The organism is Paenibacillus sp. J31P13, assembly GCF_056269295.1.
Genome location: NZ_JBWDNR010000015.1, coordinates 1 through 20262 on the forward strand (window position 1 = coordinate 1; position 20262 = coordinate 20262).

Sequence of the window (20262 nt, forward strand, 5' to 3'; positions counted from 1 at the left end):
TTATGCGAAGTGGACACCAATTAACTACGCAGTAAGCTTTGACACAGATGGAGGCAGTGCGGTAGCGAATGTGGGCGCAGACTATAATACAGTGATTGCTGCACCGATCGCACCAACAAAAGCCCATTACACCTTTGGTGGCTGGTATAAGGAATCTGGCCTAACGAATGTATGGGACTTTGCAACAGATAAAGTTCAGGGAGCAACGATCCTTTATGCGAAGTGGACACCAATTAACTACGCAGTAAGCTTTGATACAGATGGAGGCAGTGCGGTAGCGAATGTAAATGCAGACTACGATACGTTGATTACAGCACCAACAGCGCCAATCAAAGTCCATTATACGTTTGGTGGCTGGTACAAGGAATCCGGTTTGGCAAATGCATGGAATTTTGCCACTGACAAAGTTCAGAAAGATACGATTCTTTATGCGAAGTGGACTCCAATTACCTATGAGGTCAGCTTTGACGTAAATGGAGGCAGCACAGTCGCAAAAGTGAATGCAGACTACAATATGATGATTGCTGTACCTACTGTACCAACGAAAGCGCATTATACGTTTAGTGGTTGGTACAAGGAATCAAGTCTGACGAATGCATGGAACTTTACGACAGACAAGGTGCTAGGCGATACGCAATTATATGCGAAGTGGACGATTAATAACTATAGCGTCACCTTTGACGTAGACGGAGGCAGTGCGGTAGCGAATGTGAATGCTGATTACAACACAGCAATCATAGCACCAACAGAGCCAACGAAAGCCCATTACACCTTTGGCGGCTGGTACAAGGAATCAGCCCAAACGAATGAATGGAATTTTGCAACGGATAAGATTCAAGATGCAATGATTCTTTATGCGAAGTGGACACCCATTAACTATGCAGTAAGCTTTGATGTAGACGGAGGAAGTGCAGTTGCGAATGTGAACGCAGACTACGACACCGTGATTGCTGTGCCAACAGCGCCAACGAAATCGCATTACACCTTCGGCGGCTGGTATAAGGAATCGACTCTATCGAATGCATGGAATTTTGCAACGGATAAGGTTTTAAGCGATGCAACGTTATATGCGAAGTGGACGATCAATAACTATGCTGTCAGCTTTGACACAGATGGAGGCAGTGCGGTAGCGAATGTAGGAGCAGACTATAATACAGTGATTGCTGCACCGATCGCGCCAACAAAAGCCCATTACACCTTTGGTGGGTGGTATAAAGAATCAGGGCTGTTGAATACATGGAACTTTGCCACAGACAAAGTTCAGGAAGCAACGATCCTATATGCGAAGTGGACACCCATTAACTACGCAGTAAGCTTTGACACAGATGGAGGCAGTGCGGCAGCGAATGTGAATGCTGATTACAACACGGCAATCATAGCGCCAACAGAGCCAACGAAAGCCCATTACACCTTTGGCGGCTGGTATAAGGAATCTGCTCTAACGAATGTATGGGACTTTGCAACAGATAAAGTTCAAGGTGCAACGATTCTTTATGCGAAGTGGACACCAATTAACTACGCTGTAAGCTTTGATGTAGATGGAGGCAGTGCAGTAGCGAATGTGAATGCCATCTACAATACTATAATTCCAGCACCAATCGCACCAACCAAGGCTGGTTACAACTTCGGCGGCTGGTATAAAGAATCCGGTCTGATGAATGAGTGGAGCTTTGCTGCAGACAAAGTTCTGGGAGCCACAACATTGTTTGCAAAATGGACGATAATTAGCAGTATTCCTTCCACTCCTCCAACGACAGAGGTTGAAGTCATCGTCAATGGAAAAGTGGAAAATGCGGGTACAGCAACAACAACGGAAGTGAATAATCAGCTAGTTACAACTGTTGTACTGGATCCGAAGAAGCTCGATGATCGCCTTTCGGCTGCAGGCCAGAATGCACTAATTATTATTCCGGTTAATACGAAATCAGATGTAGTAGTCGGACAAATGAATGGTGAAATGGTCAAAAATATGGAGCAGAAGGAAGCAATAATCCAAATCAAGACTGTGAATGCGATCTATACCATTCCAGCAGATCAGATAGATATCCAAGCATTATGGAATCAATTCGGCAAGGATGTAAATCTCCAAGATGTTAAAATTCAAATTGAAATAGCACCATCAACAGAGTCTGTTAAGATTGTCGAAAACGCAGCAGCTAAAGGTGAATTCACTCTTATGGCTCCGCCAATTGAATTTACAATAAGAGCTACGTATGGAGATAAAACGATTATCATATCGAGTTTTAATGAGTATGTTGAACGTAAAATAGCTATCCCAGATGGTGTCGATCCTAAAAAAATCACTACGGGTATTGTTGTTGAACCGGATGGAACGGTACGTCATGTACCTACTAAAATAGTGATGATTGACGGCAAGTACTTTGCAGTCGTAAATAGCTTGACGAACAGTACTTACGCTATCATGTACCACCCGGTTGTATTCAAGGATCTAGCTGGGCACTGGGCGAAGGATACGGTCAACGAAATGGGATCAAGGCTGGTTATAAGCGGTACAGGTAATGACATGTTCAATCCTGATCAAGATATTACGCGTGCCGAATTTGCAGCCATTATTGTTCGAGGACTCGGACTTAAGCTTGAAAAGGCTGATTCGCAATTCACAGATGTGAAGAATACGGCTTGGTACAGCACAGCTATTCAAACTGCATACTCGTATAATCTCATCGACGGATATGCTGACGGTACCTTCCGGCCAACGGATAAGATTACGAGAGAACAGGCAATGACGATTATTGCAAAAGCAATGAAAATTACGGCTCTAAAAGCAAAACTACCTGTCAAAGAAGCAGATGAATTTTTAAGTCCATACGCAGATGCGAAAAACGCTTCAGAATGGGCGAAGAAAAACATCGCTGATTGCTTGCAAGCAGGGATCGTTTCTGGAAGAAATAAAACGCAGCTTGCTCCTAAAGCAAATATTACAAGAGCAGAAGTTGCGACCATTATTCAGAGACTTCTGCAAAAATCTGATTTAATTTAAGCTTATTCTTATCTGCAAAGGGGCTATCCTTTAAGCAATTTATTAATTGCTTGGAGGAATAGCCTCTTTTATATTGAGATCGTTGAGTGTTATATTTGTGTATCTTTACAGAGATAGGAGTAGTGAATTACGATAGGGTAAGGATATGCTCCGTATTAGAGAGGAAGTGTAAGTATGACGAAAGCTCCTGATAAAAATAAGCTTTACCCAAATGAAAATATAAAAACAGTTTGTTACATTAAAAACCTGCCAAGTAGATCGAACGTTGAAATTGGCGATTATACATATTACAGCGATAATTCAACTTCACCAGAAAATTTCTATGCGAGTATTCAGCATCATTATGATTTTTTAGGTGACAAGCTGATTATCGGTAAGTTCTGCGCCTTGGCTGAAGGGGTTACTTTTATAATGAATGGCGCAAATCATCGTATGGATGGTTTAACAACATATCCTTTCAATATTTTTGCTGGAGGCTGGGAAAAGGTCACTCCAACGCTAGAACAGTTGCCTTTCAAAGGGGATACTTTGATTGGCAATGATGTATGGCTAGGACAGCATGTTACCATAATGCCCGGTGTGAAAATAGGGGATGGTGCAATTGTTGCTTCAAATTCAACGGTAGTAAAAAACGTTGAGCCCTATACAATAGTTGGCGGTAATCCTGCACATGTTATTAAGAAGCGTTTCAGTGATGAAATGATTTCATTACTGCTGGAGCTTCAATGGTGGAACTGGGATGAGGAGAAAATAGGTAAGAACCTTGAACAATTAGTTTCGATTAATGACACGGATTCGTTAAAGAAGCTTTTGAATGATAAATAAGTAATAAATAAGTAATAAATGAAATTATCTTTTTCAGATGAATATGGAAGGAGAAAGTCATGGAAGGGAACAAAGCCACGTTTGAATCAGTAGATGATTATATTGCAACATTTCCTGCTGAAGTTCAAGAAATACTTAGAACATTAAGACGAGTCATCAGGGAAGCGGCACCGGATGCCAAAGAAAAGATAAGCTATCAAATGCCTGCATTTGTATTGCATGGAAATTTGGTGTATTTCGCTGCTTATAAAAAGCATATCGGTTTCTATCCAGGAGCTAGCGGAGTTGAAGCTTTTAAAGCTGAATTATCGGAATATAAGGGCGCAAAAGGATCGGTACAGTTTCCAATTGAAAAGCCACTCCCTTATGAATTAATAAACAGAATCGTTACATTTAGAATAGCTGAAAATATCAAAAAAGCAGAAGCTAAATCGAAGAAAAAATGATTGCTAACTATATTGTATGTTGTATACGACTCAGACGAACGGCAGAGATGCCGTTTTTTTGTTGTCTTACGCTACGTTGTTTTTCAAATATATGCAAGATTTTGGTTTATAATAAAAATAGGATTGACACTTACCCTACGTATGATGCTACGGTTTTGGCATAAGGAGATGGTGGGATGAAAATTAAGGAAGTATGCAAACGAACGAATCTTACGGAGAGAACGATCCGCTACTATGTTGAAAGGCAGCTCGTTGTTCCAAAGTCCGAAGTGATAAATGGAAGAAATTATCAATATTACTCTGAAGAGAATATCACACAATTGTTAATTATTGCTGAGTTAAGGAAATTGGAATTCGGTATTGATGACATTATTGAGATACAGGATTTCCCCCATGAAATTAGAAATGTCTTGCTTAGACATCATCATGATCTCTCTCAAAGAGTAACAAAGAAAAATGATATTATAAAAGCAATTGAGAATATTCAATCCGATGAAATTTCAAGTGCTGCTCAGCTTGTTGAGAAGCTATCCAATGTCTCCATTCATTATCCTTTGCCAAGTTTCGATATTCAACCTAATTTCTCGAAGTTCGACAGTGAAACCAAAGAGGAGAAGGAATCAGCTTATCTTGATTTCTTGGTTGCTCAAAGAATTAGAAATAAGGTAAGTCGTTATACTAGTCCGTTGCTAAAAGGTTTGATCGTATTGATTTGTTTGGCTGTATTATTTGGTATTGTAGTAGCCATATCTGGAATACCGCGGACCATAAATAAAGAATACCCTGCTGTTCAATATCGAATAGATGATGAAACCTATTCCGAGAATACGACTATTGCGATTAAGGGCAAGCTCTTCAAAAGATTATTTTCTGAACCTAAATTCGTTGGATCATTTGTGGTTGATAACTTTGAATATACGAAAACATATGAGCTGGCTAATATTATGTTTTATAAATCGATACGAAATGGTTGGGGAGGATTAACCTATATTACCGTTAAAGATGGTATGCCTATTCATGAATCATTAGGTTCAATATGGATGTCTGATAATTTTGAGAAGCTAACGATCTGGGTTTATGAACCGCTTAATAGTGATCAAAAATCTACAACTGATTTAGTTATATCAGCACCAGCGAAATCACGATCGGAAGCCATTGGAATATCTAAACAGTTAAATCATGATATTGTATGGGAATAAAATAGGCAGCGAAAAAGGAGTTCTCTGTGTCTCGTAGAGGACTCTTTTTTTGTTGATATATCGATTTCTGGAATTCATCCCCATGTATATATCTATCAGTAAAAGTGATAAATGTCATATTTTTATATTTCTATCTGAGGTATAGTCAGGTATAAATGCCCTATTTAGACTTAGTGAGAAAGTCATACCTAATAATAGCGGTTGGAATTCCACAGTAGGTTTGTTTATGTGTTATAAAGAGGTTCATTGATGAATCGGCATCTATCCTTCGGGTCATTGCGGAGGGGATCGAAACACGTTACTTAAAAAGGAGTGTATGTACATGACGAGATGGTTCGGAAAATCAAACCCTCATCCACCGATACCATCAAGCGGGATGATTGATGTCCAGATTAAGGATGCTTCTATTGAAGTGAACAATCATCAATTGAATGAACAGCTTAAGATGATAAATCTATCCGTAGAGGATTTGCAGCTTATTCACTCTATACAACCGTTGATTATGGCAAATATCGACGAGATTATCGATGCTTTTTACGCTAAGATCATTGAAGTAACACACCTTAAACAGATGATAACGGAGCATAGCACACTTGATCGTCTCAAAAATACATTAAAAGGTCATATCATTGAACTGTTCAGCGGCCGTATTGACAGCGAGTATATTCAGAAACGCTTGCAAATAGCTGATGTGCATCAGCGGATCGGTCTGGAGCCGAAATGGTATATCGGAAGTTTTCAGAATTTACAGGATATTTTTTTGGACATCCTATATCGGAATTCAAAGGACACGCAGCAGAGCTTATTTTACGGAAGAATCATTACCAAATTGCTTAATTTCGAGCAGCAGCTTGTAATTGAAGCCTATGACAAGAAAAATCAAGAGCAGAAGGAGCGTTACAATAAGCAGGTTCGTGAAGAAGTGAAGCAAAGCATAGGACTGGTTAGTCAGGAACTTGCTGCGCTTACAGAACAGACTAGTGCTTCAACAGAACAGCTGATTGTCAGCAGCAGTCACGTCAATCAATCATTTCTTCACAGTATGGATTTAGCACAGAGCTCTCGAATATTGGCTGTTATGGGAACAGAGAAGATGGAAGAGCTCGAAAGAAGAATTACAGCTATTCATGACCGTTCCTTACATATGGGCAATTCTGTAGAAAAGTTAATACAGTCATCTGAACAAATTACTACAATCGTTCAAAATGTGCTTCATATTTCGGGTCAGACGAAGCTGCTATCGCTAAATGCCGGCATCGAGGCCGCCAGATCTGGTCAGCATGGTGCTGGCTTTGCTGTTGTGGCAGGAGAAATGAAGAAGCTGTCGGAGGATATTGGCAAGGCTGTAAAGCAGATCAATGAATTCATGAAGTTTTCCAGCTCGCACACGCAAGAGGTTGTGCAATCCATTGAAGAGGTCAAGCTACAAGTGCTATTAGGGCAGAAAGAATCGGAGCAAACACGAGCAACGTTTAACCAAATACTACTGTCTCTTGAAAGCAGTCTGGGTGAAATTAGCACGGTAGAAACAGAACTAGGCGCTTTAATAAAAGTAATCGAAGAGGTCGGCTCGGCGACTATTAAGGTTGCCAGTTCTGCCGAAGATTTAAATACGGTCACTCACAATTTCTAAATTTGGGAATGATGCACGCTAACAAAAGAAAGAACAGCGGTTCGCTACATGCGTCCAGTTGTTCTTTTTTTTAGCTAAGTGTGCTTGAATATTTGAAAATCAATAAGAAGTCAGTTCGCTAATACGAATGTGGATGTGGTAGTAAAAGATTCATAACCTTTTAAATTAGGTAAGTATAAGGAATGATATAAATAGGATTGAGGGAGGGATACACAATGGCATTAGGCTTATTATTGATATTTTTTATTATAATCGCTATTGCTAGTATTATTTGTATAGTATTGCTGTATGTAGTAAAAGAAACAAAAGCAAATCATTTTATATTTGCAGTCACAGTAGCGTTGGGTATTCTTATCAGTTATTTGAATATGACTTCCCTTCCGAGCAACTTGATTATTCCGCAAATCGTGGCGGCTTTTTTCGGTCTATTATCCGTCATTGGAGTGGTTTTGAAATACATGCAAAGGGTGAATGCAGCGAAAATATTGGTGACTGCTTCGGTAGTGCTTGGAGTACTCCAGCTTTTATTCTTTTAAGGAAACGCAAATCTTATACGGATAGATGAAGCTCCTCCATTTTACGATGGAGGTTTTCTCAAGGGATTATACATATGAATAAAGGACTGACATTGATGCGGTGTCTCATTCTAAAATTTCCTTTATTCCATCTAATACGGCATTACATGCTGCGATTGTGGGGAAGCGTAATGTGGAAGTCATATAAACGCTTTTTACATATAATACCGGTACAAATATATTGGACAGTGACGGTCAGACTCCTCTGCAAACGGCTGCATTTCATACAGATCATGTAGAGATTTAATACTACACGGAGCTGATACAGACGCTAAGGATGGGGGGGGAATACAGCATATTCAATCGCAATGAAGCAAGGTAATCAAAGCGTTGCAGAATTTCTTCGTCAAAGCGGAGAATAAATCTAAGTATTTCCCGCGAAAACTCAATAACGCTTTACATATAACCAAGTGGCGACTCCGATCGTTGCCAATGCGGCAAGTGCTACAAAGAAAACATAACCGGTTTTTGTTTTTGTAGAAGAGTGCTTATCATAAAACTGGGGACTTACGCTTAAATAACCCGTCCACAGTTCTGCAACCAAACTCATCACGACTAGAAAAAAACTTTTAATTAGCTTCATTTTGTAAACACCTCATTTAGTAGATTATTTCTCAAGCTTTATTGGGCATTCAGAGAATAGAGGAATGAGTTCACTTATATTTCAATAATGATCTTGCCCCGTGTCTTTTCAGTTTCGCTAAGGGTATGGGCTTTGGAAATATCAGCAAGCTGAAATACTTGTTCAATATATGGAGTGAGTGTTCCCGCATCTACCAATTGGGCTAATCTTTCTAAATCGGCTGTGTTTGCGTTAACGGATATAAAGCGTCCCCTTCGCCCCTTGGAAAAGGATGAGAGGAGGTGCATGACCATTACGGCGGGATAAGGAATCGTGGAAACATAAGTCCCCTTTGCATGTAAGATGGCTTTGCAGCTCCTGTATCCATACTTGGCAACGGAGTCGAAGATAAGATCATACTTCTGATCATTTCTTCTAAAATCTATTTCATCGTATGGTATGACCTCATCGCAGCCTAGCTGTATGGCGAGCTCTTTGTTTCTAGAATGGCAAACGCCGGTAACATGGCAGCCAGCTGATTTCGCTATTTGTACGGCAAAATGGCCGACTCCTCCTGTTGCTCCTGTGATTAGAATACGCATTCCAGCTTGCATTCTTCCTTCTCGGTAAAGAGACTGGTAAGCAGTGAGTCCTGCTAATGGAATAGCAGCTGCTTGCTGAGCCTGCAAATTCGCTGGTTTAACTGCCGCCCTTGAGGCATCGCAGCAAATGAATTCTCCATAAGCCCCTGCTTTTGAAGCGCCTGGCGAGAAACCAAATACTTCATCTCCAGGTTTTAGATGCTTGACCTCTGATCCACATGCAATCACCAGACCTGAGAAGTCAGAACCGAGAATACGTGGGAATTTCCATCCTGATAGGAAGGCGATACTTCCCGAACGGGTTTTACAGTCAATCGGATTGACGGAGGAAGCCGATACCTGAACTTTGATTTCATTAGCTTGTGGTGTTGGTTCTGAGACGTTTTGAATTTGGAACACATCGGGTCTGCCAAATTTTTCGATAACTGCAGCTTTCATATCCGTTCAACTCCTTATTGGTCAATAATGAATACGATGCTGATGCGAAAAAAAGACCATTCACGTTTAGCTTGTGAGTGGTCTCTTGATGTTATATATTTTTTTGAGCTGCGCTTTGCTGCTTCAGTTGAGCACTTTTTTGATCCAGCTGCTTGGCCAAATCAGTTTGAAGTTTAGTGATTCTAGCTACATCGTCCGTTAGCTTTTTGATTTGCGTCATTTTACTGCTTAAATCAGTATGCGATTTACTTATTTTACTGTCTTTTTGCAGCTGTTTGATTTTAGCTAGCGCTTTTTCTTTCTTTCTTTTCTCGTTGCTGCTCTGTGTTTGAAGCTCGGCAATTTCTTTGTTTAACCGAGTGATAATAGAAGAAGTAAAACTAATGGCCATTCGAACACCTCATAATGATTTAGTGTAGCTTTGTGTTCATTCTACTATAAATAACTTCTTTATGCGAGGCAGGACTTCACATACGCTCATACTGACATGCTATAATAGAGCTTTACGGTAGGAGGGGAAGGACATGGCTAAGGCAAAGGGACCAAAACGTCCAACAAGAGATGAATTTGAGCTTGAAGAGCTGGGCGAGAGGCTGGTGGAAGCCAAGCAAGAAGGAGCCGAGCTTTTGTTAACCATATGGGCAGCAGAAGAGCAGGTTCGAGGTGTAATCACAGAGCTGGACTCGCGAACCAAAAAAGTGCATGTTGAATATATGGGGAACATCACGAAGATTCCTTTTCTGGATATTATGAAAGTAGACAATCCTCGTTAAATAAGCAGCAATTGCAGCATAGATTTATTGTGATAAAAATTAGGCCGTTTCACCTTTCAGTTTAATGAGAGGGAAGCGGCCTTTTTTTTGTTCGTATTAGCTTTGATAAATTAATGGGATGATGTAGGAAATTACGAGTGCAATTTGACATTATCTAGCAATATAGTTATGTTGGTATCAGATACTAGTATCTGATACCAAAAATAATTTTGGAGGTAGAACGATTATGAAGTATTTCATTATAACAGGAACGTCTAGAGGTCTGGGCGAAGCTATTTCAGAGCAGTTGATTTCAAATGATCATTATTTGTTTTGTATCTCGCGAGAAAGAAACAATAGTTTATTAAATAAAAGCAATAATATTAAATATTTTGAATTCGACTTAAACCATGTAGATCGTATTGAAAAGTTGATGGAGGATATTTTTAATTCCATTGATAAGTCTTCTATTGAGGGAATTTATCTTATCAATAATGCAGCTGTTGTTTCTCCCCTGTCATTTATTGAGATAGGTAATGCAAACGAAATAACTAACAATATTACTCTTAATTTACTGGCTCCGATTATTTTAACATCGCTTTTTATTCGACATACAAGCGAAATGAATGCTGAAAAGAGAATATTAAACATTTCCTCTGCATCAGCAAAAAATCTTCAACCAGGAATGAGCTTATATTCTGCAGCTAAAGCTGGACTAGATGTATTTACACAGTGCGTAGGACTAGAGCAGAATACTAACATAACATCGCCGGTGAAAATTGTTTCTATTTGGCCAGGAATGATTGATACCGGTTTACAGGAAGAAGCAAGGAACCAGAACAAGAACTCATTCCCTGCTGCTGAATTATTCAACATAGCCAAAGAGAAAGGGATGCTCACAACCACGGGGGAAACAGCTGCACAAATTATAGAATATCTATTTAAGGATAATTTTGAGCACGGAACTATTGTTGATATTTATGACTATTCAAAAGCTTTCTAATCATTTTTTATAATATCTTTCTCTGATTTCATTCTTTCTTGCTTGGTGAAAAAAACACTTAAGAATTAAACGTTCCCGAATTTAGGAGCGTTTTTTCTTATGCTATTTTCAATCAAATAGAAGGCTTAATCCTCACTGCTCTTAATGAATTCTAGAAACTCTAATACGATTTGGGACACTGCATCTTCTTTCGGCATATGGATCGAATGGCTAAGTCTATGAATATCACCTTTAAACAGCTCAATAAGTTGCAGCATGGACGCCGTATCATTTTCTTTTGCAGCATGCAGTAATGCTAGGAATTCACTGTCTGAGATAGTTCTTTTATCATCTTTTGTTTCCATTTGTTCACCGCCTGTTGGCTTATGTTTAGTTGACGAGCGACTTCAGACTCTGTCTGATCTAGGATATATAGTTTATAAAGAATGGACTTTCCGCATGGCGGTAATGTATCTATGAGCTGCTGAACCATAATTTTATTTTCAGAAGAGGTTGTGAAGCCAGTTTCAGCTATTTCATTATCATAGAATCGACATTCTCGTTGCTTAATTGTTTTGGCATGGTATTGTAATCGCCATCCAATGCGATAAATCTCTCTCTTATATCGTTCATAAATGCTCTGCTGTATCTCCAAAAATCTCTCCCCCCTTAATAGTGCCTCTATATATATAGGGAAACTCATAGCAGAGAATCACAACCAAAATGAGAACACTTGTTCTTATTTTTATTGTATCATTTATTTGTAAGATGGTGTTGTAAAATTTGGATTTAGATTGCCCTATACAGTAAGAGTTAGAAGAAGGGGGTGATCATTCATGCAAGTAACAGACATTATATCTTTAGTGACTAACGTTGGTTTTCCGGTAACACTATGCTTTATTCTAATTCGGTATGTGTTGCAAACGATGGGGGAGAAGATGGAAAAGATCGATCATTCACTGGATCAACTGGCTAAGGAAATAAAAGCGATTGAGCATGAAGATAAATAGAATAGGGGGACTTCGATCTCTCTTTAGGCATCTGCTGAATTTACCCAAAAGCCCATACAATTGCTGTCCTAATTCATAGGATATTGTACCTTAACAAAAAGGAGATGAACAAAATGGGCTATGGAGTAGCAGGCGTAGGTGCAGGCAACTGTGGACCCGTATTAGGCGGAGGATGCTCGAATATTGGGTTTATTCTTGTACTATTCATTCTACTAGTCATTATCACGCGTTCTATTTGTTGTTAGTCTAAACGCAGACTTACTTGATTGCCGTATAATCGGTTTTCACTAAATATAAGCATACTAAAATCCCCAAGTGCCTGAGCCTTGGGGATTTTAAATGAACGCAACATGGACGTGCCTAGCACTTGGATAAGAATAGATTGCAACCGTTCACTATGTGTAAAAGATGAGTAAAGCGCACATTTTAATCAATTGCCTATACCATTTTCATCCTGACTCATAGGATACTGTACCTTAATAAAAAGGAGATGAACAAATGAGCTATGGAGTAGCAGGTGTCGGTACAGGAAACTGTGGTCCTTCTTACCCGGTTGCAGGTGCAAGCTGCGGCGGAGGATTTTCGAACCTAGGAATAATTTTAGTACTTTTCATTCTACTTGTAATTATTTCTCGTGCATGCTGGTAGTAATCAGCGAAGCTTACTTGTAAATCGGTTAATCTAGGTATCCACTAAACTAAAATAGTTTCAAATCCCCAAGTGCCTGAGCCTTGGGGATTTTGCACGCCAATACTATTCTCGCACTTCTGCAATTAGCTCGATTTCAACTGGTGTGTGGAATGGAAGGTCGCTTGTTCCGATGGCGGAGCGAGCGTGACGACCGTTTTCACCGAATACCTCGATCAGCAGGTCAGATGCGCCGTTAAGCACATACGGCTGATCGCCGAAGCCAGGAGCACTATTGATAAAGCCAAGTATTTTAACAATTTTCACGACACGGTCAAGATCGCCGAGGTGAGCCTTCATAGCTGCAAGCAGGTTAATGACCACCTGACGAGCGGCTTCCTGTCCTTGCTCGATCGTTAGATCAGAGCCGATTTTACCTTCATACATGAGAACACCGTCGATACGGCAGTCGAAGCCCGAGGTATAGATAAGATTTCCAGTTTGGTTAACCGGGATGTAGGAAAATTTCGGTTTCGTGGTTTCAGGCAAAATAATGCCAAGCTCAGCAAGACGTTTTTCAATAATAGACATGTTTAACAGCTCCCTATTTTTCTTTTTTATAATAATGGTCAGCTAGTGCGTGCAGCATTGATGCGCGCGAATGAGTTGACCGTCACGCTTATGAGTATGAGTGCCGTGCTGAAGTGTAAGGTGGCCAGCGACGATCACATGTGATATGCCAGTTGGATACTGACGAGGATCCTCGAATGTAGCTGTATCTTGTATCGCATCTGGATCAAAAACAGTAATGTCAGCAGCATAGCCGGGCACGAGAAGTCCTCTTTTGCCAAGCTTGAAGCGCTGAACAGGGAATGAAGTGAGCTTGCGAACCGCTTGCTCTAGCGACAGAATTTTGTCTTCACGTACATATTTAGCAAAGACACGAGGGAAGGTGCCGTATGTGCGAGGATGAGGCTTGCCTATCTCACAGTTCAAGCTGTCGGATGCGATAAGAGACTTCTCATAGCCGATTACCTGCTTCACATCATCATCGGACATATGGAAGTAGACGATTGCTATAGTTCCATTTTCCTCGAGCAGAAGATCCATCATACAGTCAACAGGATGCTGTCCGAGAACCTCGGCAACCTCCGCAATGGATCTGCCCTCAAAGCCTTTGTTGGCTTCCGTTCCCACAGACGAAATGATGATGCTGGACCAGCCGGTGGAGCATACGAGATTATCCCATGTATCCTGCTCATGACTTAGCTCCTCCTTAATACGTGCACGAAGCGATTTATCTCGGAATGCTTCGAGCGTGGCTTCGATACCGCCCTCTAGTACCCAAGGAGGAAGGACAGTCGTCAAGGTTGTGGAGCCGGCAGCGTATGGGTATACATCGACCGTAACGTCCATACCGCGTCCTCTTGCTGCTTCAACTAGCTCCAGTGCATCAAGTGCTTTGCCCCAGTTGGCGCGTCCTGCTGCCTTCAGATGGCTGATATGCAAGGAGATGCCGGTTTTCTCAGCAATCCAGATAACCTCTGCAACAGATGGCAGCAAGTTATTGCCTTCACCGCGAATATGAGTGGAGAGCAGTCCATTATACTTTGGCAGCACGCTGCAAAGCTCTGCGAGCTCTTCACGGGAGGTATAGCTGCCCGGTGCATACAATAAGCCGATAGACAAGCCGATTGCACCAGCACGAAGCCCTTCTTCAAGAAGCGCTTTCATACGTTCGATCTCGATTTTTGTAGCGGGTCTGTTCTCGAAGCCCATTACCGCAATGCGCAGAGCGCCGTGTGCGACATAGGTAGCGATATGCTCAGAAGGATTGGAGCGGCTAACAAAGTCCATATATTGACCGACTGTTTCCCACGGCCATTCCCAGCTTGTGCTGCCTAGCACCGGCTGAACGTAAGTTTGCAGCATACTGGCTTTATCACGAACGAAAGGTGCAGGAGCGAGCCCGCAGTTGCCGACAACCTCTGTCGTTACGCCTTGCTGCAGCTTAATTTCACTGTAGGGATGATCAATAATCATAAGATCAGAGTGACAGTGTCCATCAATAAAGCCGGGTGAGATGACCTTTCGTCCCACGTCGATGATCCGGTCAGCCTCCTGATCAATTTGTCCAATCGCAACGATGATGCCGTCCTTTACGCCAACGTCGCCTTTATACCAAGGATTTCCGCTGCCATCGACGATTCTACCATTTTTCAAAATAAGATCGAGCATGCTTTGCTCCTCCCCTTCTCCTTCTCGTTATTCGAGCATTCCTCGTGCAGCTACGTTTGTTTTGCGCAGAGCCTCGGACGAATCCTTGATGTAAACAAAGTTATGAAGATTGACTGTGCTGCAAATATGATTAGGGATGATTTGTATAACATCGCCGACCGCGTAAGTCGAATTCGGCTCCACACGTATCATGCCATGCTCTTCATTCATTCTCTCCAGAATCGCATCGGAGTCCCCGATGATATGACCGAAGCCCTTGAGAAACAGAGGGGAATTGCCCGGTTGCACGTCTGTCGCAAACGTTTTGCTGCCGCCATCAATAATAATTAAATCATCCGAAGGGCGACTAACGATTGTAGCGTGGACAGCTCCTGCGCAATCTTCAAGGGTACAGGTGCCGAAAGCAGCCTGCATCCGGTCCTGATAGATGTAAGTGCCGGGACGCACCTCGGTCACACCCTCTACCTCTGCAGCAAACAACGCTGTCGGTGAAGAGCCGACGCTAACATCGCTAATTGCGATGCCTGCCTCTCTTAAAACAGAGGCAGCTTCAACCATCAAGCGGCCTTCTTCATGACCAGCGGCTCTCAAGTCCAGCGTCGATGCTCCGCCGAGCATTGCGCCGCGATAGGTGAAAATGCCGCTAAGCTTTATTCCTTTAAGCGCGTTGATTTGTTTGGCTAGCTCGACAGCTTTGTCGATCGTAACACCTGTGCGGTGTAGTCCGGTATCTAGCTCAAGGCGAACTTCTAGCTCAGTGTCTTCTCGCAAGCCAATCTCAGAAATTCGCTTCGCACCTTCTAGGCTATCTACTCCGATGATTAATCGAATGCCGCTTAAGCTTAAACGAGCTGCTCGTTCAAGCTTGGATTCAGCAATAAGCGGGTAAGCGACAAATATGTCACGGATACCGCTGGCTGCCATCACTTCAGCCTCTGAAATTTTTGCTACCGTAATGCCGACGGCACCAGCTGCCATTTGTGTAGCTGCCATCTCCGGCAGCTTATGTGTTTTTGCATGCGGACGAAGCATTACGCCGCATTGCTCCAACGATTTTGCCATTGCGGAAATATTGGCGGCGACAACGCTACTGTCAATGACGAGACAGGGCGTCTCCAGCTCGCGGCCTTCGAATAACGGTATGTACTTATTTTGATTCATTCTACCGTTCCTCCTTCGCTATCGGCGGCTTTGGATTCCTCCAAATAGCTGTATAGTGTAAATTTTGAAATGCTCAAATAGCTGCAAACCTTCTCGCCCGACTTTTTAATAAGGAAAGCACCCTTTTGATCGAGCAATTGAATGATTTTAATTTTGTCTTCCTTAGTCATCGTTGCCGGCGGCTTGCCGATCATTTCCTGTGCTTCTTGAATAAGTGTGTCCAACAGGTCATTCACGTTGCTGACGAAGGATTCACGGATAGGCTGCAGACCGCTTGCTGTCAGCGATTGCAATGTTTTCTCAGCTACCATTAGATCGGTGATGTCGAAATTAATACAGAGTGCCCCGATAATAGTACCGGCGTTATTTTTGACATACATGGAGGTGGACCGAAGGATGCGTCCGTCCTTAGTTTGCGTGACATAGTTATGTCGATTATCGCCCTCCGACGTACCGCGCATTATTTCCAGCCCCAGATTCGTGCCCGGATCTCCGACATTTCGTCCAGTAACATGTCCGTTCTCGATGACAACAATCGTGCTGTCAACGGGTTTCGACCAATCATGTACGACGACCTCGCAATTGTCGCCGAACTGCGCTGTTATGCCTTTAGCCATCTCGGTTAAAAAAACGAGTTCCTGCGATATCGATTCCATTTTGCTCGCCTTCCTCCATTCCTTGCAATCTCATTGCCCACATGGTACTACGTGCTGTCAAAAAAATCAAACAAAAAATCTGTTAACCTAAAAAAAAGTGTGATAGGATATTTTTAAACTTTTATGCTTCGCGATACGACAACAGGAGAGGTGATGTGAGATGCGCTGGATCAGTAGTTCATTAAAGCGAAAGCTTTCCTTTTTGCTGCTGCTTTCGGTTTTGATTCCTTTGCTTGCGCTGGGTTTATTCGCCTACAACATGGCAGCGACGGCAACAGAAGAGAAGGCTAAGCAGTCAGGTATGAGCATTTTGCGTCAGACGGGTACGAATCTGGAGTTCATCGTGCAGGATATCGAGAATATGTCGCTATTCCTGATTGGACAAAAGGATGTGCAGCAATACTTAAGCAGCTCATCTGAAAATGCGGTCAAGCAGACGCAGATGATTGAATTTCTGTCAAATCTCGTTTTCTCCAAAGCATACATTTCGGATATTACGATATATCCTTTAAGTCAATCGCATCCCGTATCTAATACAACTATTTTCTCGACGGGGCTAACTGATCTGACAGGGCAGGAGGCTCATAATATTCAGTCCCATGTCAAATGGTGGACAAGTCGTTACGAGACCATTACAGCTGGGGGAACCAAGCAGGTTATCTCGTTGGTTAGGCCAATCCGCAGCTTGAACAGCTTTAAGGAAATCGGAACGCTGGTTATCAGCCTCAACGAAGAGGCAGTAGCGAAGATTCTGGAGCAAGCGGGTATTTCTCATGATGGGTATGTCGTATTATCCAATCAGGATGGGCTATTATTGTCTGGTAGTGATGGGAGCGACTCTGTATCAACCATGGGGGAGCTGCTTCCTGGACTTAAGATAAAAGGAGATTCAGGCACGCTGAATTATGGGAAAGGGGAAAATAAACAAACGATTCTCTATGATACAGTAGCTGCAGTCGGTTGGCGGTTAACTGGTGTTATGCCTTTCGCAGAATACAAAGCGCAAAACAGTTATATGCTCCAGCTGATGGCGATTGTTATTATTTTCTCCGTGCTGCTTGTAGTTGCGCTCGTTCTCTATTTTGTTCAGAGGGTGACGAATCCGCTTATCATGCTGACGCAGTTTCTGAAGCATTCCAATCCAGAGGAGCCTATGCAGACCTATCCGGTGGAAACAATGGATGAGGTCGGTCAGCTTGTACGCAGCTATAATAAGCTTAGTGAGCGAATTGAAGGTCTAACGGAGCAGGTGAAGCTGGAGGAGTCCAATAAAAAAGAGGCAGATATGCATGCGCTTCAGGCGCAGATCAACCCTCATTTCTTGTACAATACGCTGTCGTCCATCCACTGGATGGCTTTAATGAATCAAGACGAGAAGACGGCTGATATGGTGGGCAGCTTAAGCGATTTTATGCGATTCAGCTTGAATAAGGGAGAGGAATTTTGCTCCGTTGAGCAGGAGGTCGCACATGCGGGTCATTATGCTAACATTCAGTCGATTCGTTTTCCAAATAAATTTCAGTTTATGGTTGATATTGATCCGGAAATAACGGAAGAAACGATGTTAAAGCTGCTGCTGCAGCCTTTAATTGAAAACGCTCTTATTCATGGTATTCAAAAGCAAACGGAGGCTGGTGAGATTAGGGTTACCGCTCACAAACAGGGCTCCTTCATGGCCTTTGCTGTCGAGGATACTGGAGCGGGCATGGATAGCGGCAGACTGGCTTCGATTTATAAGGAACTGCATGGTCCGGATGATCGAAGAAAAGAGCGTGAACGGTTGGAACGCGGCAGCTACGGGCTGCGCAATGTTCATAAACGATTGCAGCTGCATTACGGTGCAGAAGCGGGATTACGCATAGAAAGCACGGAAAGGATCGGCACACGTGTGTCCTTCCTGATCCCGATGCTCAACGAGGGAGGAAAAGCCGAATGAAGCTGCTAATCGTAGATGATGAGGTCATTATTCGAACAGGGCTTAGTACCGTTATTAAGTGGTCGGAGCTCGGTTATGAGCTTTTGAAGCCCGCAGAATCAGCAGAGGAAGCACTGTCACGTTTGGAATTAGAGCAACCGGATATTATTCTTACAGACATTCAAATGACAGGGCGCAGCGGTCTTGAGCTTGCAGGTGAGGTCAGGAGGCTTCTACCGGATAGTGAGGTTATTATATTAACAGGCTATGATGACTTCTCCTATGCACAGCGAGCGATTCGCGAAGGAGCAGGTGATTATTTGCTCAAAACAAGTCGTCCGGATGAGATTATACGAGCGGTTAACAGCGCAAAGCAGCGAATTGTGCAAAAATGGGAGTCATTAAAAAGAGATCAGCTGCGCGATAGACTTTTTGAGAGACTCTTAGAAGGAACGGAGCTTGACAGCCGATCGGTAGATAAGGCTGCGAAGCTGCTGCCGTTATTGCGAATGAATGAAGCATCTGCACTTCAAGCTGTTATCATCTCGGCTGACGGCTGGGGAGACACAGGTAACCAAGGCTATTTATTATTGTTTGCGGTTCACAATATGATAAGCGAGATGATTGAAGGGGAAGCGCTGCTTCGAAATGATAGTCTAGTCGTCCTGCTCAGACATGAGCCAATGAACGGTGATATTTCAGAGCTCGGAAGAGTGCTTGACCGAATTGGACGTAAGCTAAAGTGCAAGCTGTTTGGGGCAGCAGGCTCGGTCGTCCCCGATTGGAGCAAGCTAAAAGCATCCTACACGGAAGCATCCTACACATTCTTGTTCAAGGGGATGACAGCAGACGAAGGACTGCTTACTTATGATCAAATTAAAGACAGGCAGGGAGGTCGTACGGTTTGCTCAGGAGAGGAAGAAGCCCAGCTTACTGCTTTATTTCAAAGTGGTGTGGAGGCGGGACTCTATCAATGGGTTGATAAAATGATTGGACTTCAGCTCATGGATTCCAACACGACGCCAGAGTCGCTGAGGCGGTTTCTTCACTCTGTACAAATCTCGGCTTATCGCTGGGTCGAGCGAGTCATTACAGCTTATGGGGATGCTTCATTGCTATCGGGAGCGAAGCTCGCGAGCAGTATGTCTTCCTCGTCGAATACTGCTATCGGAGTAGAATCTCTTTTTAAACAGCTTAATGAGCTTATGCAAATGTACCGTGAATCGGTTGAACAAGAAGGCATACCTTACATCAAACGGTCAATTGCCTATATTCATGATCACTTGGATAAGGAGCTGACATTGCAGCAGGTTGCGAAGCATGTACACTTGAATCCGAATCATTTCAGCGAGGTATTTAAAAGAGAAACAGGGCAAACGTATATCGAGTTCGTGACCCGAACTAGAATGGATCGCGCCAAGCGGCTGCTGGATGAATCACCGATTAAAGTAAGCGAGGTAGCAGGGCGCGTAGGGTATGCGGATATGAAATATTTTAGTCAATTATTCAAGCGCAGTACAGGATTTACCCCCTCAGAGTACCGATCGAGAAGCTGAAGTTTATCTACCCTACTCCTGAGTTCTGTCCCCTGCACATGTAGACGTTGTTTCCCTATACTCGGAGATAAGACAAATATCAAG

The 20262-nt window shown here is 42.6% G+C and carries 21 protein-coding genes; 13 read left to right on the forward strand and 8 right to left on the reverse strand.

Going from position 1 to position 20262, the window contains the following annotated elements:
• The 6 genes from AC0YOD_RS26785 to AC0YOD_RS26810 all read left to right on the forward strand — a co-directional run.
• The coding region (locus AC0YOD_RS26785; RefSeq protein ID WP_475802402.1) for an InlB B-repeat-containing protein at positions 1 to 3001 on the forward strand (3001 nt) is incomplete at its 5' end.
• A gap of 174 nt (positions 3002 to 3175) precedes the next feature.
• Positions 3176 to 3826, forward strand: coding sequence for a Vat family streptogramin A O-acetyltransferase (locus AC0YOD_RS26790; RefSeq protein WP_475802403.1), 651 nt, complete (start codon positions 3176 to 3178; stop codon positions 3824 to 3826).
• A gap of 59 nt (positions 3827 to 3885) precedes the next feature.
• Positions 3886 to 4272, forward strand: a complete 387-nt coding sequence (locus AC0YOD_RS26795) for an iron chaperone (RefSeq protein WP_475802404.1) — start codon at positions 3886 to 3888, stop codon at positions 4270 to 4272.
• A 176-nt stretch (positions 4273 to 4448) separates the two neighbouring features.
• A complete protein-coding gene (locus tag AC0YOD_RS26800) occupies positions 4449 to 5471 on the forward strand; it encodes a MerR family transcriptional regulator (RefSeq protein WP_475802405.1) in 1023 nt (340 codons plus the stop codon).
• 322 nt (positions 5472 to 5793) lie between these two features.
• Positions 5794 to 7104, forward strand: a complete 1311-nt coding sequence (locus tag AC0YOD_RS26805; protein ID WP_475802406.1) for a protoglobin domain-containing protein — start codon at positions 5794 to 5796, stop codon at positions 7102 to 7104.
• Between the two features lie 215 nt (positions 7105 to 7319).
• Positions 7320 to 7640 carry a hypothetical protein gene (locus AC0YOD_RS26810; RefSeq protein ID WP_475802407.1) on the forward strand — a complete coding sequence of 107 codons (321 nt, stop codon included), beginning with the start codon at positions 7320 to 7322 and terminating at the stop codon, positions 7638 to 7640.
• 424 nt (positions 7641 to 8064) lie between these two features.
• Here AC0YOD_RS26810 and AC0YOD_RS26815 read toward each other — a convergent pair whose 3' ends face one another.
• The 3 genes from AC0YOD_RS26815 to AC0YOD_RS26825 all read right to left on the reverse strand — a co-directional run bounded on the left by AC0YOD_RS26815 (position 8065) and on the right by AC0YOD_RS26825 (position 9672).
• Entirely contained in the window at positions 8065 to 8262 is a 198-nt protein-coding gene (locus tag AC0YOD_RS26815) for a hypothetical protein (RefSeq protein WP_475802408.1), read from the reverse strand.
• 74 nt (positions 8263 to 8336) lie between these two features.
• Positions 8337 to 9281 (reverse strand): NAD(P)-dependent alcohol dehydrogenase, encoded by a 945-nt coding sequence (locus AC0YOD_RS26820; protein WP_475802409.1) that lies wholly within the window; start codon positions 9279 to 9281, stop codon positions 8337 to 8339.
• 91 nt (positions 9282 to 9372) lie between these two features.
• Positions 9373 to 9672 carry a hypothetical protein gene (locus AC0YOD_RS26825; RefSeq protein WP_475802410.1) on the reverse strand — a complete coding sequence of 100 codons (300 nt, stop codon included), beginning with the start codon at positions 9670 to 9672 and terminating at the stop codon, positions 9373 to 9375.
• A 133-nt stretch (positions 9673 to 9805) separates the two neighbouring features.
• On the opposite strand from AC0YOD_RS26825, the gene AC0YOD_RS26830 reads away from it, so the two are divergent.
• The gene (locus tag AC0YOD_RS26830; protein ID WP_475802411.1) at positions 9806 to 10054 is read left to right on the forward strand and encodes a YolD-like family protein; all 249 of its coding nucleotides are present in this window, start codon (positions 9806 to 9808) and stop codon (positions 10052 to 10054) included.
• Between the two features lie 226 nt (positions 10055 to 10280).
• On the forward strand, positions 10281 to 11036 hold the full coding sequence (locus AC0YOD_RS26835) for a (S)-benzoin forming benzil reductase (RefSeq protein ID WP_475802412.1): 756 nt from the start codon (positions 10281 to 10283) through the stop codon (positions 11034 to 11036).
• 125 nt (positions 11037 to 11161) lie between these two features.
• On the opposite strand, the gene AC0YOD_RS26840 is transcribed toward AC0YOD_RS26835, so the two are convergent.
• Entirely contained in the window at positions 11162 to 11380 is a 219-nt protein-coding gene (locus AC0YOD_RS26840) for a hypothetical protein (protein WP_475802413.1), read from the reverse strand.
• A 471-nt stretch (positions 11381 to 11851) separates the two neighbouring features.
• Here AC0YOD_RS26840 and AC0YOD_RS26845 point away from each other — a divergent pair, with 471 nt between their 5' ends.
• The 3 genes from AC0YOD_RS26845 to AC0YOD_RS26855 all read left to right on the forward strand — a co-directional run bounded on the left by AC0YOD_RS26845 (position 11852) and on the right by AC0YOD_RS26855 (position 12673).
• The gene (locus tag AC0YOD_RS26845; protein WP_475802414.1) at positions 11852 to 12025 is read left to right on the forward strand and encodes a hypothetical protein; all 174 of its coding nucleotides are present in this window, start codon (positions 11852 to 11854) and stop codon (positions 12023 to 12025) included.
• A 113-nt stretch (positions 12026 to 12138) separates the two neighbouring features.
• Positions 12139 to 12270, forward strand: a complete 132-nt coding sequence (locus tag AC0YOD_RS26850; RefSeq protein ID WP_475802415.1) for a sporulation protein YjcZ — start codon at positions 12139 to 12141, stop codon at positions 12268 to 12270.
• Positions 12271 to 12523: 253 nt separating this feature from the next.
• Entirely contained in the window at positions 12524 to 12673 is a 150-nt protein-coding gene (locus AC0YOD_RS26855; RefSeq protein ID WP_475802416.1) for a YjcZ family sporulation protein, read from the forward strand.
• A gap of 105 nt (positions 12674 to 12778) precedes the next feature.
• On the opposite strand, the gene AC0YOD_RS26860 is transcribed toward AC0YOD_RS26855, so the two are convergent.
• Genes AC0YOD_RS26860 through AC0YOD_RS26875 form a run of 4 tightly spaced genes read right to left on the reverse strand, consistent with a single transcriptional unit; the run spans position 12779 to position 16707 of the window.
• Positions 12779 to 13243, reverse strand: coding sequence for a RidA family protein (locus AC0YOD_RS26860; protein ID WP_475802417.1), 465 nt, complete (start codon positions 13241 to 13243; stop codon positions 12779 to 12781).
• A 42-nt stretch (positions 13244 to 13285) separates the two neighbouring features.
• The gene (locus tag AC0YOD_RS26865; protein WP_475802418.1) at positions 13286 to 14890 is read right to left on the reverse strand and encodes an N-acyl-D-amino-acid deacylase family protein; all 1605 of its coding nucleotides are present in this window, start codon (positions 14888 to 14890) and stop codon (positions 13286 to 13288) included.
• 27 nt (positions 14891 to 14917) lie between these two features.
• Entirely contained in the window at positions 14918 to 16051 is a 1134-nt protein-coding gene (locus AC0YOD_RS26870; RefSeq protein WP_475802419.1) for an alanine racemase, read from the reverse strand.
• Positions 16048 to 16707, reverse strand: coding sequence for a helix-turn-helix transcriptional regulator (locus AC0YOD_RS26875; RefSeq protein WP_475802420.1), 660 nt, complete (start codon positions 16705 to 16707; stop codon positions 16048 to 16050). The genes AC0YOD_RS26870 and AC0YOD_RS26875 overlap by 4 nt, the downstream gene beginning before the upstream one ends.
• 160 nt (positions 16708 to 16867) lie before the next feature.
• Here AC0YOD_RS26875 and AC0YOD_RS26880 point away from each other — a divergent pair, with 160 nt between their 5' ends.
• Together AC0YOD_RS26880 and AC0YOD_RS26885 are read left to right on the forward strand one after the other, a co-directional pair.
• Complete coding sequence (locus AC0YOD_RS26880) at positions 16868 to 18643, forward strand: cache domain-containing sensor histidine kinase (RefSeq protein ID WP_475802421.1); 1776 nt, start codon at positions 16868 to 16870, stop codon at positions 18641 to 18643.
• Complete coding sequence (locus AC0YOD_RS26885; protein WP_475802422.1) at positions 18640 to 20178, forward strand: response regulator; 1539 nt, start codon at positions 18640 to 18642, stop codon at positions 20176 to 20178. Before AC0YOD_RS26880 ends, AC0YOD_RS26885 begins: the two co-directional genes overlap by 4 nt.
• Positions 20179 to 20262: the final 84 nt, after the last annotated feature.